This window comes from Bacteroidia bacterium (assembly GCA_041391665.1).
Classification (GTDB): domain Bacteria; phylum Bacteroidota; class Bacteroidia; order J057; family J057; genus JAGQVA01.
On record JAWKNO010000003.1, the window covers coordinates 1,114,868 to 1,130,488 of the forward strand.

15 protein-coding genes are annotated in these 15,621 nt (G+C 41.9%); 11 read left to right on the forward strand and 4 right to left on the reverse strand.

What is annotated here, in order from left to right:
• Positions 1-41 precede the first annotated feature (41 nt).
• Complete coding sequence (locus R3D00_27305) at positions 42-1,115, forward strand: hypothetical protein (protein MEZ4776912.1); 1,074 nt, start codon at positions 42-44, stop codon at positions 1,113-1,115.
• A gap of 51 nt (positions 1,116-1,166) precedes the next feature.
• Here the strand turns inward: R3D00_27305 and R3D00_27310 are convergent, their stop codons facing one another.
• Positions 1,167-1,319 carry a hypothetical protein gene (locus tag R3D00_27310; protein ID MEZ4776913.1) on the reverse strand — a complete coding sequence of 51 codons (153 nt, stop codon included), beginning with the start codon at positions 1,317-1,319 and terminating at the stop codon, positions 1,167-1,169.
• A gap of 11 nt (positions 1,320-1,330) precedes the next feature.
• On the opposite strand from R3D00_27310, the gene R3D00_27315 reads away from it, so the two are divergent.
• Positions 1,331-1,789 carry a TspO/MBR family protein gene (locus tag R3D00_27315; GenBank protein ID MEZ4776914.1) on the forward strand — a complete coding sequence of 153 codons (459 nt, stop codon included), beginning with the start codon at positions 1,331-1,333 and terminating at the stop codon, positions 1,787-1,789.
• Positions 1,790-1,821: 32 nt separating this feature from the next.
• The gene (locus R3D00_27320) at positions 1,822-3,213 is read left to right on the forward strand and encodes a hypothetical protein (GenBank protein MEZ4776915.1); all 1,392 of its coding nucleotides are present in this window, start codon (positions 1,822-1,824) and stop codon (positions 3,211-3,213) included.
• Positions 3,214-3,387: 174 nt separating this feature from the next.
• On the opposite strand, the gene R3D00_27325 is transcribed toward R3D00_27320, so the two are convergent.
• Entirely contained in the window at positions 3,388-3,711 is a 324-nt protein-coding gene (locus tag R3D00_27325; protein MEZ4776916.1) for a helix-turn-helix domain-containing protein, read from the reverse strand.
• A gap of 138 nt (positions 3,712-3,849) precedes the next feature.
• On the opposite strand from R3D00_27325, the gene R3D00_27330 reads away from it, so the two are divergent.
• On the forward strand, positions 3,850-4,704 hold the full coding sequence (locus R3D00_27330; protein ID MEZ4776917.1) for a CPBP family intramembrane glutamic endopeptidase: 855 nt from the start codon (positions 3,850-3,852) through the stop codon (positions 4,702-4,704).
• 235 nt (positions 4,705-4,939) lie between these two features.
• Positions 4,940-5,623 (forward strand): hypothetical protein, encoded by a 684-nt coding sequence (locus R3D00_27335; protein ID MEZ4776918.1) that lies wholly within the window; start codon positions 4,940-4,942, stop codon positions 5,621-5,623.
• 241 nt (positions 5,624-5,864) lie between these two features.
• Here R3D00_27335 and R3D00_27340 read toward each other — a convergent pair whose 3' ends face one another.
• Positions 5,865-6,770 carry an IS110 family transposase gene (locus R3D00_27340; protein ID MEZ4776919.1) on the reverse strand — a complete coding sequence of 302 codons (906 nt, stop codon included), beginning with the start codon at positions 6,768-6,770 and terminating at the stop codon, positions 5,865-5,867.
• A 938-nt stretch (positions 6,771-7,708) separates the two neighbouring features.
• Here R3D00_27340 and R3D00_27345 point away from each other — a divergent pair.
• The 6 genes from R3D00_27345 to R3D00_27370 all read left to right on the forward strand — a co-directional run bounded on the left by R3D00_27345 (position 7,709) and on the right by R3D00_27370 (position 13,799).
• The gene (locus R3D00_27345) at positions 7,709-8,233 is read left to right on the forward strand and encodes an N-acetyltransferase (GenBank protein ID MEZ4776920.1); all 525 of its coding nucleotides are present in this window, start codon (positions 7,709-7,711) and stop codon (positions 8,231-8,233) included.
• A gap of 299 nt (positions 8,234-8,532) precedes the next feature.
• On the forward strand, positions 8,533-8,979 hold the full coding sequence (locus R3D00_27350; protein ID MEZ4776921.1) for a GNAT family N-acetyltransferase: 447 nt from the start codon (positions 8,533-8,535) through the stop codon (positions 8,977-8,979).
• A 124-nt stretch (positions 8,980-9,103) separates the two neighbouring features.
• Positions 9,104-9,424, forward strand: coding sequence for a metalloregulator ArsR/SmtB family transcription factor (locus R3D00_27355; GenBank protein ID MEZ4776922.1), 321 nt, complete (start codon positions 9,104-9,106; stop codon positions 9,422-9,424).
• Positions 9,421-9,918: an SRPBCC domain-containing protein gene (locus tag R3D00_27360; protein ID MEZ4776923.1), complete on the forward strand. Its 498-nt coding sequence runs from the start codon at positions 9,421-9,423 to the stop codon at positions 9,916-9,918. The genes R3D00_27355 and R3D00_27360 overlap by 4 nt, the downstream gene beginning before the upstream one ends.
• A gap of 440 nt (positions 9,919-10,358) precedes the next feature.
• Entirely contained in the window at positions 10,359-12,332 is a 1,974-nt protein-coding gene (locus R3D00_27365) for a T9SS type A sorting domain-containing protein (protein ID MEZ4776924.1), read from the forward strand.
• Between the two features lie 102 nt (positions 12,333-12,434).
• Complete coding sequence (locus tag R3D00_27370) at positions 12,435-13,799, forward strand: hypothetical protein (protein ID MEZ4776925.1); 1,365 nt, start codon at positions 12,435-12,437, stop codon at positions 13,797-13,799.
• A 155-nt stretch (positions 13,800-13,954) separates the two neighbouring features.
• On the opposite strand, the gene R3D00_27375 is transcribed toward R3D00_27370, so the two are convergent.
• Positions 13,955-15,619 (reverse strand): right-handed parallel beta-helix repeat-containing protein, encoded by a 1,665-nt coding sequence (locus R3D00_27375; protein MEZ4776926.1) that lies wholly within the window; start codon positions 15,617-15,619, stop codon positions 13,955-13,957.
• Between the last annotated feature and the right edge of the window lie 2 nt (positions 15,620-15,621).

Below are 15,621 nucleotides of genomic sequence, written 5' to 3' on the forward strand. Positions count from 1 at the left end.
GTTTCTTTGGAAAAACTCTTCACCCTTTATTCCTCTGAAACATGAAAAAGAAAGCCATCATCTCAGCCATTTGCATCCTTCTGCTTATCCTTGTCGGTTTTCAGTTTTGGTTCAACACGGTACACACCCTCAACCGGTCCAAACAAAACCCTGAGTGGGTAGAAAACCCAGTCTCCGAGGGAGCCAACGCGTATTTCTGGGAGCATTTCCACCTCGGCCATTACGACAGCATACCGGAGATCCTGGAGCGACTGACGGCGGCCTACCTCGATAACCCCAACGACCTCCAGACGGCCTATCACCTGGGCTTTACCCATTTCTGGGCTATTGCAGAGCGGCAGCACGCCCATGAGATTCCCGCCACCATTATCGACCACGCCGTCCTGGCGCAAAAGTACCTTGGTGAAGCCTACAGAATGAACCCCAAAGACGCCCGGGTTCTCACCTTCCTCTCTGCCGCCAAAATCATCGTTGGCGATGTCAGCCAGGATGAAAAGCTGGTTACTGAAGGGTATTTCGACGGACTGAAAAGCATCCGGGAATGGAAGGACTTCGGCGAATTTTCCCTCGCCTATACGCTGAGCCAGTTGCCCCACACCGATCCCAATTTCCCCAAAACCCTCGATTGGATGAAAAAGACGACCGAACGCTGCTATTGTCCGGACCTCACCCCTCCCTCCGATGCCTGCAAGCAATTCATAGCTGCAAAGGTAGCCAACCCTAAAAGCCTGGGCCGCAACAGGATTGTACCTAACTCCTGGGTAGCTCCCCACAATATCGAAGGCTACTTCATGTCCTACGGCGACCTGCTGGTCAAAAATGGCGACTGGCAACAGGCCATCTCCATCTATGAACTGGCAAAGTACGCACCCGATTACGCGTACTGGCCGTACCGGGAGGTGCTGGAAAAAAGAATGCAAAACGCCCAGGCCAATGTGGCCCGGTTTCGGAAAGAAGTGAGGCAGGGCGATATCATCGGGCTGGACGATGCCGTCATGGTGCAGACCGCTATGGCCTGCCGGGCCTGTCACCAGATGAGCGCGCAGGATCTGAACATCACCTACCGCAACTTCGACCGGAAGACCTACCTGGATCGGTCCTTTTATTTTCTGTAGTAACTGTTTTCACACGAGCCCACAATACGCACAAAATCAACGATTTTGCTTTCATTCGCTAGCGCGGACATCAGCTGCTTGCACACTTTTGGGCCAGCGGCTGACTGCCGGGCATATTCTTGCCAGATATTTGCTGATGTGAGGGAAAGAATGGATATTGGTGAGTAGAAATCCTAAGGGAGGGTTGATGAAGATGTTGATCATAATTAAATGAAATGATAGCAAGAATCGTACTTTTTTTGTTTTTGAATTTTGGGGCACTAGGAATTGGTGGACTCTTTACCGGTAAGGGAGTACCATCTGACTGGTATTTGGAGCTCAACAAAGCTCCATGGACTCCTCCCGGCTGGGTATTTGGTCTATCCTGGACTATAATAATGATTTGCTTTTCTATATACATGGCTTCTCTGTGGCCAGGCATTGAGAATAAGAAACTAATCATCGGTTTATATATACTTCAATGGGTTTTGAATGTGGTATGGAATCCGCTGTTTTTCTATTTACACAATATCACAGTTGCATTATTAGTCATCTCACTATTGACACTCCTGATAGGATACATGCTATACAATTATTGGCCTGTGCTGAAAGTAAAGTCTGCACTGTTACTACCATATTTTATTTGGCTTTTGATAGCAACATCTCTAAATGGATATATCTATTTTGAAAATTAAATATTCCATTTTGTTTTATCTTTCAATTTTCAATGAAGCGATTATTTTTAATAGTTACCCTATTTTTTAATGCTTTGTGTAATTCTTTTGCGCAATATGTAGCTGCTCCTGATAGTGTTATCCATAAAGCCTTAGAATGCTTTCAACCAAATAGAAAATTACCTGTTTTTTATTATGATAAAGGTGAGAACACAAAGACGGTCACCGATACTTTCTGGATTTGGAATACTACCCAAAACGATATTCCCGTTTATTTAAACCCTTATTATCACGAAGATTGGAGTATGCCAGGCGCAGTAAAAGCTAATAGCAAAGCACCCTTGGTGTATTACAAAGCATTTGAAAACTTTGAAGGTTATTATTTACCGATTAATCAAGGGGCAAGAATAGAATATGGCAAAGAAAATTTGACTGTTACTTTATACACGCAACTCGTTAATAAAAATGCTACTATGCACAAAATGCCAGATGGTAGCTTGCAATTTACAATTCCGCTGGACAGTGTAAAACATAATTATTTATATACGTTTCCAAATGGTATAATGAAAGAGGCCGGCTGCAAACTAAATGCTGATAGCAGTAAAATTGGAGGAATAACCATAAAATCAAAATTTGGCGATTGGTATGATGTAGCATATCACGGCATGAATTTCAGCTTTGAATTAATGAATGCAGCTATCAAAGATTGCAAAGTGTATTATACCAATAGTCGTGATGCTAAAGACTATCCCATTTATGTAACAAGCAATAAATTCAATTACTTATTTCCTGAAAATGCTAATCAAATTAAGATAATAAAGGATAGCAGCAGCATTACTTACCCTTTGGTGAATGGTGAAAACAACAGAACCATTGAATTGTACATACTGCAACCTAACGAGCCTTTTATGATAATAAATAATATTAAGCGACCAGTTGATTACCAACACCATCAATATGCTGTATTTTATAATGCATTGCCTGGGCAAGAAAATAACATAACAAATATAAGAGATTATCAAAAAGATTACCCCGATTTAAAAATTTACAATATCCATCATAAAACAGTTTTTGATATAGAAAATTTAAGTGAAACCAGCAGAATAAATATCTTGCAAGCGTTACAAAATGATAGCTTAGTAAGCTGTATAGTTAAACTAATTACTAAAACAGATGGCAAAAATAATTTTCAAATTTTTGAGAATAGGATATACTGTTTTTTCCCAACAACTGTGCAGCAAGAAAATTTAATAGAAAAAGCAAAACGGTTTAATTTTGATTATACATCAACAGAATTCATAACTGAATATAAACACTATTTTAAATACGGCAGCAAATTGTGGGACGAAAAAGCGATGCAGCAATTTAATATGCTTTACCAAAGCTATCCCTATTACAATTTCAAAACTAACTATTATCTAATTGCAGAACCAGAGAGTAAGTAAAATGATAATTGTAAATACACCTAATGATTTTCAAGACTATTTAACCTATTACGCGATAAAGCCTACGCCCAACAACAAATTTGTCCAATAGCGGCGAATTGTTTGAATCCGCTACTGTACAAATTCGCAACCGTGATGGCAAACATAACGACAACACCCTACTAACGCAAAACTTTAACTTGCTGACATTTGTTTTTCGCCCCAACTTCTCATTTGACTGATAAAAGGAATTAACTCCATTCCTGTATCGGTAAGTGAATATTCAACTTTGGGAGGAACTTCTAAATACACTTTTCTTGTAATCAGCTTATCAGCTTCCAATTCTTTAAGTGTTTGCGTTAGCATTTTGGGAGTTATCCCAACCACAGCTCTGTTTAACTCGCCATACCTGAGACAACCTTCTCTAAGTACCCATAAAATTCGGCCTTTATACTTTCCACCTATTCGCTGAAAAGCATAATCGACAGCACACTGAACTTTTTTATTATTTTTTCCCATTTTTTAAAAAATAAAGTCCCTGATTTTCAACATTACTATAGTTTTAGTATGTACCGTACATTTTTGTAAGTACTTGCTGTAAAGATAGCGAATACTTTTATTTGTAAAAAATCAAGCTAATCTAAAATGAGACAATTAATGAACACGATAATTAAAAAAGTCTTGTATTTCCCTTTAACAAAAATCACAATAGGGATTATCGTCTGCTTTTCTCTATTTGTCGCAATTCAAAACTTTGTTTTAAAACCATTTATTTATAGTCTTATCCAAGACAAAAGTATTGCCAACCCAATTATTCATTGTATTTCCATTATAGTTTTATTAGCTACCTATTACTCTTTATTTCGTTTTTATGATAAAAGAAAAATAACAGAGCTATCCACAAAATATTTACTTAAAGAAATGTTTGGAGGATTTTTCTTAGGTTTTTTTACAATTTCATTATCTATTTTCATTTTATACTTATTAGGATATTATCAAGCTATTAGTATTTCAACATCTCACTACTCAATAAAGTTTTTCACGGTATTAATGCTTGCGGCCTTAATTGAAGACTTGTTTCATAGAGGGTTAATAATACGGGTGTGTGAAAATTGGTTAGGTACTCATCTAACCCTTGTCGTTGGAATGCTAGTAGAAATGCAACACATTTTTAATCCCAATTCCAGCCTATTTAGTTTTTTCGATTATTTGATTTGGGGGTTTACTATGGCAATGATGTTTATCTATACTAAAAGAATATGGCTGCCTTTTTTCTTCCATTTAGGCTGGAATTTTTCTCAGCCTCTTTACGGCTCAAATCTCACAGGACTAAATGATATGGGCAGTATCATTCAATCCAAATTCAATGGTCCTGAACTATTTACAGGTGGTGCAGTTGGAATTGAAGGTTCAATTTTTACAGCATCTTTTTTGTTGCTTATTGGAATCATATTTTACTATCGAGCAAAAAGAGAGGGTAAAATTGTAAAAAGCAAACTGTTTAAAAGATGAATTTTTAAGTCTTGGCAACGGCGTTGTTGCATGAATCGGGATAAAAAAAGTCGGTCGGTTTTTTGTACACTTGAGAGTATCCGCCCAAGCAATCGCAGCCTAAGGTTCGTAGCTAAGGCCATTGTCTCTGGCATCTACTTGTAAGTCTGAGAGAAATAGAGGATATTCGTAAGAGTCAATAAGAAAATAAACGCTACGCGTAGCGTATATACGGAACACTAGCTGCAATCAAAAAATGAGACTACTACAAATTATAGGTCTTTTCCTCATACCCGCATTTACTTGTTCGGCTCAAACAAGACTCTGTTCGGAGAACACCATACCTGGCTCCAGAAAAACTTGTTATTTCCTCAACTCTGAAAATGATGTTAGAATTGAATATAGTGATTTATCAACTTTGATTATTTGTGACGGATCGTATAAGAAAAACAAAAGAAAACTTACCATTTATATAGAAAATCGTGTGATTCAAGTTCGAAAAAATGTGGACACCACCTTAACTGAAACGATTAGAATTACCCATTCGCTTCACAGTTCTACCGAAGATTCATTGCGGTTCTCAACAATTAAATACTTGGATAAGGAATATAAGCCAGATGCTTTTGGAACATTGTTATTGCCCTATGCTGGAGGCCCAATAGAAATTATTAAATACCAATCATCTGAAAATTTTATTATTAATCCCCAAAATGATAGTCAAAACCCAGGCGTTGTTATTAGGCTACCGGGCAAAAATTTTAATTTATATGACATATATTGGGAAAATGGAATCCTTCCGGCGCCATCTGAACCTACAATTATCAAGATGAAGAAAAAGGGAGACAAATATGTAACCAAAGAGAAGCGTTGGAGAAGGAAAGAAATGGGAGGTACGCTTTATGAATTTTGGGAGAAAATATATTTTATTGAGAATCCTTAAAGGTATACGGAATTATCAACTTATTGGGATAAACCACGAAGGTACTGTGTTGAGAAGCAAGGGAAATTTAAAAAAAAGTTATATCTTAGATATAGAGAAGTGGGTCAAAGACCGCACTATCTCGTGTAGTCCGGGCCTTGAGTCTGGACTACTTCCGTTTTAGGGGCTAGCTGTTGTTTGGGTGTATGTTTGGGTTGATATTTGGGATCATAGGGTCGGTCCGATTTCCATAAGGCATAGATTAAACAAAGGAGTTTGCGTTGTACGGCGACGAGGGCTTTTTTCGTAAGTCCGCCATTGCGCAGGAGGAGTCGCTGGTAGAGGGCAAATAAAGGGCCTTCTTTTTTCGCAGATGGGCCAGGGCAGGCATATACATGGCCGTTCGCAGGCGGGCATTGCCTTGTTTGGAAATGCGGGTCTTCCCCGAGAGGGTACCGCTTTGGCGTTCAATGACATCATATCCGGCATACTTAGTCAGTTGCTTGGCGGACTGAATGGCACTAAACCCATCGGTCTCTGCAATGACGGTGGCCAGACTGATCCACCCCACACCGGGGAGCGAATGGAGAATCTGTTCAAACCGTTTACAAAGCTGGGAATCAGCACGTATGAGGGCCCTGATTTGGGCTTCAACGGTCCGGATTTCTTTGTGGGTTTGGGCGATTTTCCGTTTGAGGGAACGCACGATTTCCTTGATGGAATAGTGGGCATGTTTATAGGCGTGTAGTTGATTTTCCCATGCTACCCGACTCTCTACCAGGGTATTACGAAACCGAACCAACTGCCGAATCTCATGCAACTGCTCACTGACGGGTTGCCACTGTGTCAACTTACGATGCAGCGCCATCGAGGCCAGCCCTTTGGCATCTTCCTTGTCGGTTTTGGAATCATGCCCCAGGCTTTTGAGATAACTCTTCACCCGTTTGGCCAGCTCCAGACTGACATAATACCCCTGGCCATGGAAGAAATGCAAGAGGTTCTCGTGATAGACCCCTGTTACCTCCAGCAATAGCCTACAAGGAATATCGGTATCCTTGCATTTGCTGGCTAGCCATGCTTGCGCAGCCTCAAAACCCGCCTTCGTATTTTGAAAGCTACGCGTAGCGATGATCTTCCCTGCTCGGCTTCGGTCAATCCTTTGATACAAGCAGAAAAGGTGGCTTTGGACAGGTCGAAACCCACACCGTAACGAATCCAGGACTTTGTCATAGTAGTGTAATTGAAGGTGATACAAAGAATGAATCTCTCCCCTTGACTCTTCTCACCGTTTGATTCAGGATCGCAACTTCAGTCGTCCTTCCTACAGTACTGTTCAGCCTGAAGGAGAGAACCAGATAGGACTTTTCCTTTGTGTCAGTATCGGCTCGCTTGATCCGTACTCGGGCACAAATCGGCTTGCCTATCCGGCCTCATTCTTCTTTTAAGTACTCATCATTTCTTCTACTTTGCAAACATATGAGGGCACAAGGAAGTCTCAAGGGGCACAAAGCGCAGTTTCCTTGTGCCCTTTGTGAGGCCTTTGTGTCCCTGGTGGTTTCTGCCTCCCTTCGGAAAGATTACTTTCTCCCAATTACTTTATAATTCCGAAGGTATATAATACAAACTAAACAGATGCCAACAGCACCTACACAAAAGTGGCGGTTCAGTGGTTAAATCAAGCTTTTTGCATCTATCAAAGTTTGTGCTTGGTTGACAATGAATTGCTTCGAAATCGCCTGCGTTTCATACCCGAAACCGTTATACGGTCATTGAGTGTAATCATCAACCATTAAGAATGGACAAAACAAATTAGAGCAAAAAATGAATATACAGGAGCAAATCAGCCAGTATCTCAACTGTAACGGGTTACTGCATTAAGTTTAAAGCGTTGAAAGACATTAACATTGACATTCTTGAAGAAGCAATAAAAGATGGCGTTAAAAAAACAACGAACCGCTAACAATGTATATACAACATAGGCGTGATAATAGTAAATTAAACCGTTGTCCCCCACTTAAAAATCGCAACAGTTTGATAGGTTTGATGCCCGCAATCGCCTACTTTGCATATGCAAACCGTCATAGCGCATATAAAATGACACTGGAAATGATAATAAGACAAGAAACTAAAAATGACCATAAAGAGGTCTTTAGTGTAATTGAAAGCGCTTTTAAAGACGCTGAATTCGCAGACAATACTGAACAGTTTTTGGTCGAACGATTAAGAAAATCAGACGCTTTCATTCCTCAACTATCATTGGTAGCGGAAATAGACGGAAAAATAGTTGGACATATTCTATTGACGAAACTTAAAATCAAAAACAAGTCGACTGAATTTGATTCATTGGCGTTGGCACCTGTTTCTGTCTTACCTGAATTTCAGCGAAAAGGAATTGGTGGAAAATTGATAGCCGAATCACATAAAATAGCAAAAGGATTGGGGTATAAATCAATCGTTCTTCTGGGGCACGAAAAATATTATCCAAGATTCGGTTATGAACAAGCAGATAAATACGGAATAGAATTGCCATTTGAAGTTCCAAAAGAGAATTGTATGGTAATTGAATTGGTTGAAAACGGACTGAAAGGAGTAAATGGAATGGTTGAATATCCTAAAGAGTTTAATGAATAAAAATTCGAGCTCAACCCCATCAAATCAAGTCTCAAAAGCTCAGATTCACAAGGTTTGGCGCAAGATATCGCGCAATACCCACCGTAAGCATTGACCCAAACTTAACGACCGTGCCCAACCGTTATATGCAAGCCGAAAAAATGAAAAAACTGACTTTGACAATTCTGACTTCACTTTGGATTTTTGGTTGCACAGAAAGTAACCGAAGTGAAAACTTACTGGCTAATTGGATAAAAAAGGAGAATTGCAATTTCGATTACTGGACTCAATGGGTCGGGAATAATTAAACAAAAAAGATTGTGATAATTAGAGAAGCTAAAATTGACGACATAAAACAAATTCAAGTCGTGAGAAATTCTGTAACAGAAAACACATTGTCAAACCCTGACCTGGTGACAGACGAAGATTGCGAAGCGTTTATTACGGTAAGGGGTAAGGGATGGGTTTGTGAAATTGACAGGAAAATTGTGGGATTTGCTATTGTTGACCTGAAAGAAAATAATATTTGGGCTTTATTTTTAGCCCCTGAATTTGAGGGAAAAGGAATCGGCAAAGTTTTACACCAGACTATGTTAGACTGGTATTTTGCCCAAACTCAAAAAAAGGTTTGGCTAGGAACAGCTTTCAACACAAGAGCAGAAAAGTTTTACAGAAAAGCTGGCTGGACAGAAGTTGGGACACACGGAACGAAAGAAATCAAGTTTGAAATGACCTATAACGACTGGATAAAAAAACAGAACCCCTAACCCGGGGTTGTACGAGGCTGGCTGACTTTTCAAAAAACCGGGAAAATTTTTAAAAAAAATTGCGAAACCGAAAGGTTGCGCATATATTTGCAACTGATTGGTTTCACAATTGAGCAAACAGAAAATGAGACGAGACATTTTTCAAGCAATCGCTGACCCGACAAGACGAGCCATCATCGCCTTAATCGCTTTACAGGCGATGACTCCCAATGCCATAGCCGACAATTTCCATACGACACGCCAGGCTGTGTCAAAACATTTGCGCATTTTGACTGAATGCCAACTTGTAATACAAGAACAAAAAGGAAGAGAGATTTACTACTCGCTTGAAATTGACAAAATGAAAGAAATAGACCTTTGGATGGAACCATTCAGAAAAATTTGGGAAACCCGGTTTAATCAATTGGATGACGTATTATCTACCCTTAAAAAAAATAAAAAATGAACCCTTTACAATTTGACTTTTCAGTTGACAAAGCAGCCAAAACTGTGCATATAACCCGGGAGTTTGATGCAGAACTTGCCCTCGTCTGGGACGCATTTACCAAACAAGAAATTCTTGACCAATGGTGGGCACCCAAACCCTGGATGTCAAAAACCAAATCGATGAACTTTACAGTTGGCGGACGAAGATTTTATGCGATGGTAAGCCCCGATGGCGCACAATATAACTGGCAAATACAAGACTACACTTCCATAAGCCCCAAAACCAACTTTCAATTTTTTAGTGTATTTGCGGACAAAGACGAAAACCCCCATTTGCCTGGTTCAAATTGGGATTTGAGTTTTAGTGAACAAAATGGATTCACCAAAGTAAACATAACGATATATAATGATTCGCTTGAACGCATGGAAAAAATGATTGAAATGGGCTTCAAAGAAGGTTTCACCATGACATTGGACGAATTAGAAGATTTACTGAAAAAACTAAATAAATAGAACTGGTGAACACCATTACCCTCCACAAGGGTTGATTCAGATTTTGTTGTTCCAGGTAGCCCATTTTTCCATAGACATGGGCTACCCTCCCCCGCTTTTTACCCTCCGATACCGCCAATCATACGGTGCCATTACCCTATGGCGATCCAGGGATTTACTGGGTGCATGATCGCCCGTCGGCTTTCACTCACGATCATACGCAAGAAACACAGCCCCATTCCATAAGCAATAAGTCTTCGAAAGAGGGCATTATTGGCATTTAAGTACGTTTCAGCACTTAAAAAGGTATTTTACGCACCCCCCACAGCAAGCCTTGTAAGTTAGATTTATGCGAACAAACAACTGATCCTGTCTGCAACATTTTGCCGGCGGAATCATCAGCCTGTTTCTAAAAAAGAAAAGTTACCCTACTAAATCATTAACTAACAACTTACATTTTTATGAAAATCAAATTACTACTTCTCACATTTATGAGTCTGGTCATTTTTTTAAGTTCGACCCAGGCACAAACTTCAAGTATTGCGTTTTGCTCACAGGAACTAGGAGGAGGAGCCGATGACAGTTTTGTCACACTCCTGCAAAATGCGGGTTATAATGTCCATGCAGTTGATGACTACTGGAATAATATAGATTCCGCAGACGTTGTTGCCCTTGACACTTTTGACCTGGTAATTATTTCCAAAGCGACTACCAGTGGTAATTTTGGCGATACGCCTGCAGAAGTAGCGAACTGGATGAGTATCACTACGCCCGTCATCATCATGAACGACTTTGTGGCAAGGAGCAACCGGCTGAAGCTCTTTAACACGACAACTACCACGGCAAACGGAGGGTTAAAACTGGATGTTGTTTTGCCGACGCATCCGTTGTTTACCAATATGACATTGGTCGGAGACAGCACCAATGAAATCAGTATTGATCCCCTCGAAACGATCGTCGCTACTGATGCTGGAAACGGAACGGTCATTGCTACCGACGCCCTGACAGGAAATGTAGCCATTGCCGAATGGGCACCACTCACAGAATTTTATGCAGGAGCCGTTGATTCTGCCAATGGCGCCCGAATGTATTTTGCTACTGATTATGGCTATAAATTGACCCCCGACGGCGACCAGCTGTTTCTGGATGCTGTTCAATATATGATTACCGGATCTGTGCAGGGACCACCCCAGTCGCCGGAACGGCTGATATGGGTAACCGAAAACCTGGCTGCTGACGCCCTATATATATCAGAGATTGAAGCACAAGGTTTTGAAGTGATTCCAGCGGATCTACAGGCAAGCATTGTCAATGCAGACCCTACCGGTATTATGGATTCATTGGCAGCAGCCGATTTGGTGATTTTTTCAAGAAATACCAATAGTGCAAACTATTCCAACAAGGCATTTTGGAACAATGTACCGACCCCTATTCTTACGTTGAGCGCCTTTGTCGCACGAAACAACAGATGGGGATTTAGTTCGGATCCTTCCACCAATATCTCTGCTGATGGCAAAGACATTAAAATTGTCGCTGATACCAGCTCCGCTTTATTTGAATATATCACCATAACTGACAGCATACTGACCGTTCTCACATCAGGAGCCCTGGAGTTTGCCGTTTTTACTGACACTATCGGTGCAGGCAACGGAGTCCTGTATGCCCGCTCAACCTCTCTAAACCGGGTAGCGATCGCAGAATGGCCTGCCAACACCCCTTTCTATGAAGGTAGCCAGGATTCTGCTGCCGATATTAGATTGCTATTGCCTCTTACCGGTTCAAATGTCCTGACACTGGATGGCAAACAGCTCCTTATGAATGCGATCAACCTGCTTTTGGGGCTTCCGGCTTCTCCGGTGTTGCTTACGCAGAACTACGCGCCTTATGACCTCGCCCTGAGCAATGATACTATTGCAGAAAATAAAGCTGCAGGAACCTTTATTGCAACTATCGAGGTGTCGGATCTTAACGAAGCTGACTTCCACACCTATGTTTTAGGAGGAGTTGATTCAGCCAGCTTTTTGATCAGCCAGGATAGCCTGTTTGCCGCTATATCATTCGACTTTGAAACCAAATCTGCTTTCAATTTTTCCATTACGGCAACCGATTCTGCAGGAGAAAGCTATACCAAAGATTTTACCGTTACCATCACCAATGATACAACGGATGATGTCACTTCGATCGAAGCTTTTATCTTTTCTGATATCAGGGTTTTCCCCAATCCATTCACAAATGTGATTGAGATAGAAGGTGTGCAAGTCAATCATTTTTCGGTTGAACTGGCTGATCTCACCGGTCGGGTTATTTACCAAACGACCCAGAATAAAAGCACACCTACCCTGCAAATAAACCTGCCAGCGCTACCCGGTGGCATATATCTTCTAAAACTATCCTCAGAATCCGGGACCAGAACCCTAAAGCTAATTAGGGAGTAAGCGAATCCGCAGTCCGGAAGAGCCCGAAAGCTCTTTCCGGGCTGCCTATCGCTCAAAATGCACCCGATTCGAAAACAAAATCAAAAACCGTATACATTCAATATGAAAAATATTATTGAAATTCTACTTGCCTTTTGCCTGGTATTCATAGGGGCCTGCAAAGGAGAAAAAGTAATTTTGGTAAATGGTGATGAAGACAAGGATGAAGCTGCTGACAGCACAAGCATAGGCATTCCTATTAGCCCGATGTTGGTCGGGACCAACGTCTGGTATATTGACCCCAGCGATTTGGTATGGAATTTAACGGCGCAATGTGGCGTATCGTCTATCCGTATCGGGGGAAATTCCTACAATCAGAATATGCCTTCCAAAAGCAAATTACTTAATTGGGTGACCCGCATACAGGCAATGGGAGCAGAACCCATCATGCAGGTTTCACAGGTTGCTTCAGCTGCGGATGCGGCAGAACTGGTCCGCTATTTCAATATTGAGTTGGCCAGCGGCAAACCCATCAAGTACTGGAATATCGGCAATGAGCCCTGGCTCTTTTTTAATCGCCCCAATACGGCCACTGTCGCCGCAATGGTAGAACCCTACTTCAAGGAACGAGCCGCAGCGATGAAACTCGTGGATCCTGAAATAAAAATATATGGGCCCGATTTTGCCTACTATATAGAGGATGCCATTGACCAATTGTTTGGAGGAACGCATAACATTGCAGGCAAAGTTCCGGGAAAAGACTATTACTATTGCGATGGAATATCCTGGCACAACTATCCGCAGGATGGCAGTATGGATTTGGCGTATGCAGGGATTGATCACTTCGAGCAGGCCATTATCAAGTGCAAAAAAAAGGTAGATGATGTAAATAATCGATTGGCCCGTACCGGTGACGATGCATTGGGCTGGGGCATCGGTGAGTTTAATGCAAAAGATGGCGCACGGGTTCACACCTGGAAAAACGGACAAATGTTTGGCGGAATTTTAAACCTATGCATGAAATATGGAGCTACTTATGCAACTACCTGGAGTATGTTCGAAAACGGAGGTAGCAGAACCGGTACGGATTTTAGCTTCATCGATGGGGCAAATATGACCCCGAGGGCATCTTACCGCCATATGCAGATGGTCGCGCAGAACTTTAGCGGTGCGTATCTCAACGGAAAGTCCTCTATGAGCAATATTATTACCTTCGGCTCAGTAGATGGGAATAAGTATTCGGTCATGATCATGAACCGGCTGTCCAGTGCAATTTCCTACAACCTGCTTCTGAATTACGATAATACGCCCTCTGGAAACGGCACAATCAGTCTTAATATTGATGCAGACAGCGATCTGAGTATCAGCCATACCTTAGCAGCACAGGCTACTCAAACGCTCGTTTTTGAAAATGGCAAAATCACCAGCACGGTGTATACTGAAAACGACTTTGATAATGAGCGCCCTCCTACAATCACAGAATTATAGGAGGAGGGTTTTGTAAAGTTTGAATTTACGGTCAAGGGTTTCCCGGTTTCTCTTCCGATAGAAAGCGGAGGGGTTTACCCGGACGCTACCCGTAAATTCAAACTTTATGAAGCACTGTACGCTCAGCTTCGTTATGGCGGTATCCCTTATAATCACTATAAGCGCATCATCTTCATTTGAATAGCGTAGGAATCCGATGAACTGGAGGTGGACAAACGATAAAAATAAATGCCAGAAGCGACCGAAACTCCGAGATCATCCTCTCCATTCCAATACACAGAAAATTCTCCCGGACGCTGATATTGCGATACGAGGGTGCGAATTTTTTGCCCGAAAATATTGTAAACAGACACATGGATATTACCTGGTTCAAACAGGGTATAGCTGATATTTGTCCGGGAATGAAAGGGATTGGGGTAATTCTGAAACAAGGCTATTTTCCCTGCCGTATTTTCTTCCAGTGTTTTAATGCCGGTAGAATAATCAGTTTCAAACGCACCGAGATCAGGCGCCGTGCCGGAATAGGGAAATCCGATATCGACACCGGCATCTATAACTGCACTCCCCTGCGCCGGTCGCAGAAAATCGATGTCAGGCAAACTGCCGTCAGGGTTTCGCGGTGATGTCAGCAGGTTATGATCTACACTGATAAAGTCAGTATCGGTGAGTGTGATGGGCAAACCAAACGAATTGTTCGCCAACGTATTTAAAGCGGTATCGAGATAGGCCGTATGTGTTCCAAACCCGAATGGCTTATAGCTCAGGTTGTTTTTGAGCACATGATCATATCCATCCACCCATATATTATCAATCTCTGGGCTCTCGCGGTTCACCATATTAAAGTTGGAGTTATTGAGATAGGCCGTGTTATTATACCAATCATTGCCTGCCAGATGATGATTGGAATAAAAACCACTGGCTTTATTACGCACCGCTACACAAAACCTGACGGTATTTCTGGGTATGGGGTCCGGAATCTGATTGGCCTGATCATGCGCATATCCGCCAGCTTTAAAGCCATTGCCGTCACCTAAACTTTGAAAAGCGGTTGAAAATCCATTGTAAAATGCCCAGCAGTTTTCAAAGACGACGGATTCATCGGCGCGGATGATGTCAAAGCCGTCATCACTATTAAACCAGGCGCGGCATCCCCGAAAAACATTGCCGGGGTTGCCCGGGTTGGGATGGCAACCGAAGCCGTCGGTATTACTACCTAGGCCATCTTCCGATACATTGTCATGGTTGCGGTAAGAATCGCAATTCAGGAACAAATTGTTGCCGCCAATGTAATGCCGAAGACCGGTACCGATATTGTCATGCATGCTGATTTGTTCGAATATATTGTTGCTTCCCCGGCTATATATACAATAAGACTCGGTATGGGTGAGAATGGTCACACGTACACCGGTCATTTCCAGACCTTTAATATGAATGTATTCGGTCCCCTGATCTACCCAAATCCCGACGACACGCCGACCTGCCGGTGCGACATTGGAAAAGTCAAAAACAGGGGTTTCTCCGGGGTATGCCCAATATTTTATGGTCTGCCCGGGGAGTCCGCTTTTGTTTAAAAAGGTGATACAGGCAAAAAGGTTCTGTTGAATTTGCGATACCTGATCTTCGCGGACCTGATACAATCCACCCCGTATAAATACCGTGTCCCCCGGACTGGCCGCTGCCTGCGCCTGCTGAATAGACTCAAACGGTTGGGTTATTGTCCCAGGATTGGAATCGTCTCCATTGGGTGCCACATAAATTTGAGGAAACACCGCGGTGGTTCCAATGACGAAGAGGAGTAAAACAGCGTAGAATAGCTTCATAA

Excerpts from the sequence above, each read along its gene's own strand:
- R3D00_27305 (MEZ4776912.1), top strand. The coding sequence starts at position 42 with ATGAAAAAGAAAGCCATCATCTCAGCCATTTGCATCCTTCTGCTTATC.
- R3D00_27310 (MEZ4776913.1), bottom strand. The coding sequence starts at position 1,319 with ATGATCAACATCTTCATCAACCCTCCCTTAGGATTTCTACTCACCAAT.
- R3D00_27315 (MEZ4776914.1), top strand. The coding sequence starts at position 1,331 with ATGATAGCAAGAATCGTACTTTTTTTGTTTTTGAATTTTGGGGCACTA.
- R3D00_27320 (MEZ4776915.1), top strand. The coding sequence starts at position 1,822 with ATGAAGCGATTATTTTTAATAGTTACCCTATTTTTTAATGCTTTGTGT.
- R3D00_27325 (MEZ4776916.1), bottom strand. The coding sequence starts at position 3,711 with ATGGGAAAAAATAATAAAAAAGTTCAGTGTGCTGTCGATTATGCTTTT.
- R3D00_27330 (MEZ4776917.1), top strand. The coding sequence starts at position 3,850 with ATGAACACGATAATTAAAAAAGTCTTGTATTTCCCTTTAACAAAAATC.
- R3D00_27335 (MEZ4776918.1), top strand. The coding sequence starts at position 4,940 with ATGAGACTACTACAAATTATAGGTCTTTTCCTCATACCCGCATTTACT.
- R3D00_27345 (MEZ4776920.1), top strand. The coding sequence starts at position 7,709 with ATGATAATAAGACAAGAAACTAAAAATGACCATAAAGAGGTCTTTAGT.
- R3D00_27355 (MEZ4776922.1), top strand. The coding sequence starts at position 9,104 with ATGAGACGAGACATTTTTCAAGCAATCGCTGACCCGACAAGACGAGCC.
- R3D00_27360 (MEZ4776923.1), top strand. The coding sequence starts at position 9,421 with ATGAACCCTTTACAATTTGACTTTTCAGTTGACAAAGCAGCCAAAACT.
- R3D00_27365 (MEZ4776924.1), top strand. The coding sequence starts at position 10,359 with ATGAAAATCAAATTACTACTTCTCACATTTATGAGTCTGGTCATTTTT.
- R3D00_27370 (MEZ4776925.1), top strand. The coding sequence starts at position 12,435 with ATGAAAAATATTATTGAAATTCTACTTGCCTTTTGCCTGGTATTCATA.
- R3D00_27375 (MEZ4776926.1), bottom strand. The coding sequence starts at position 15,619 with ATGAAGCTATTCTACGCTGTTTTACTCCTCTTCGTCATTGGAACCACC.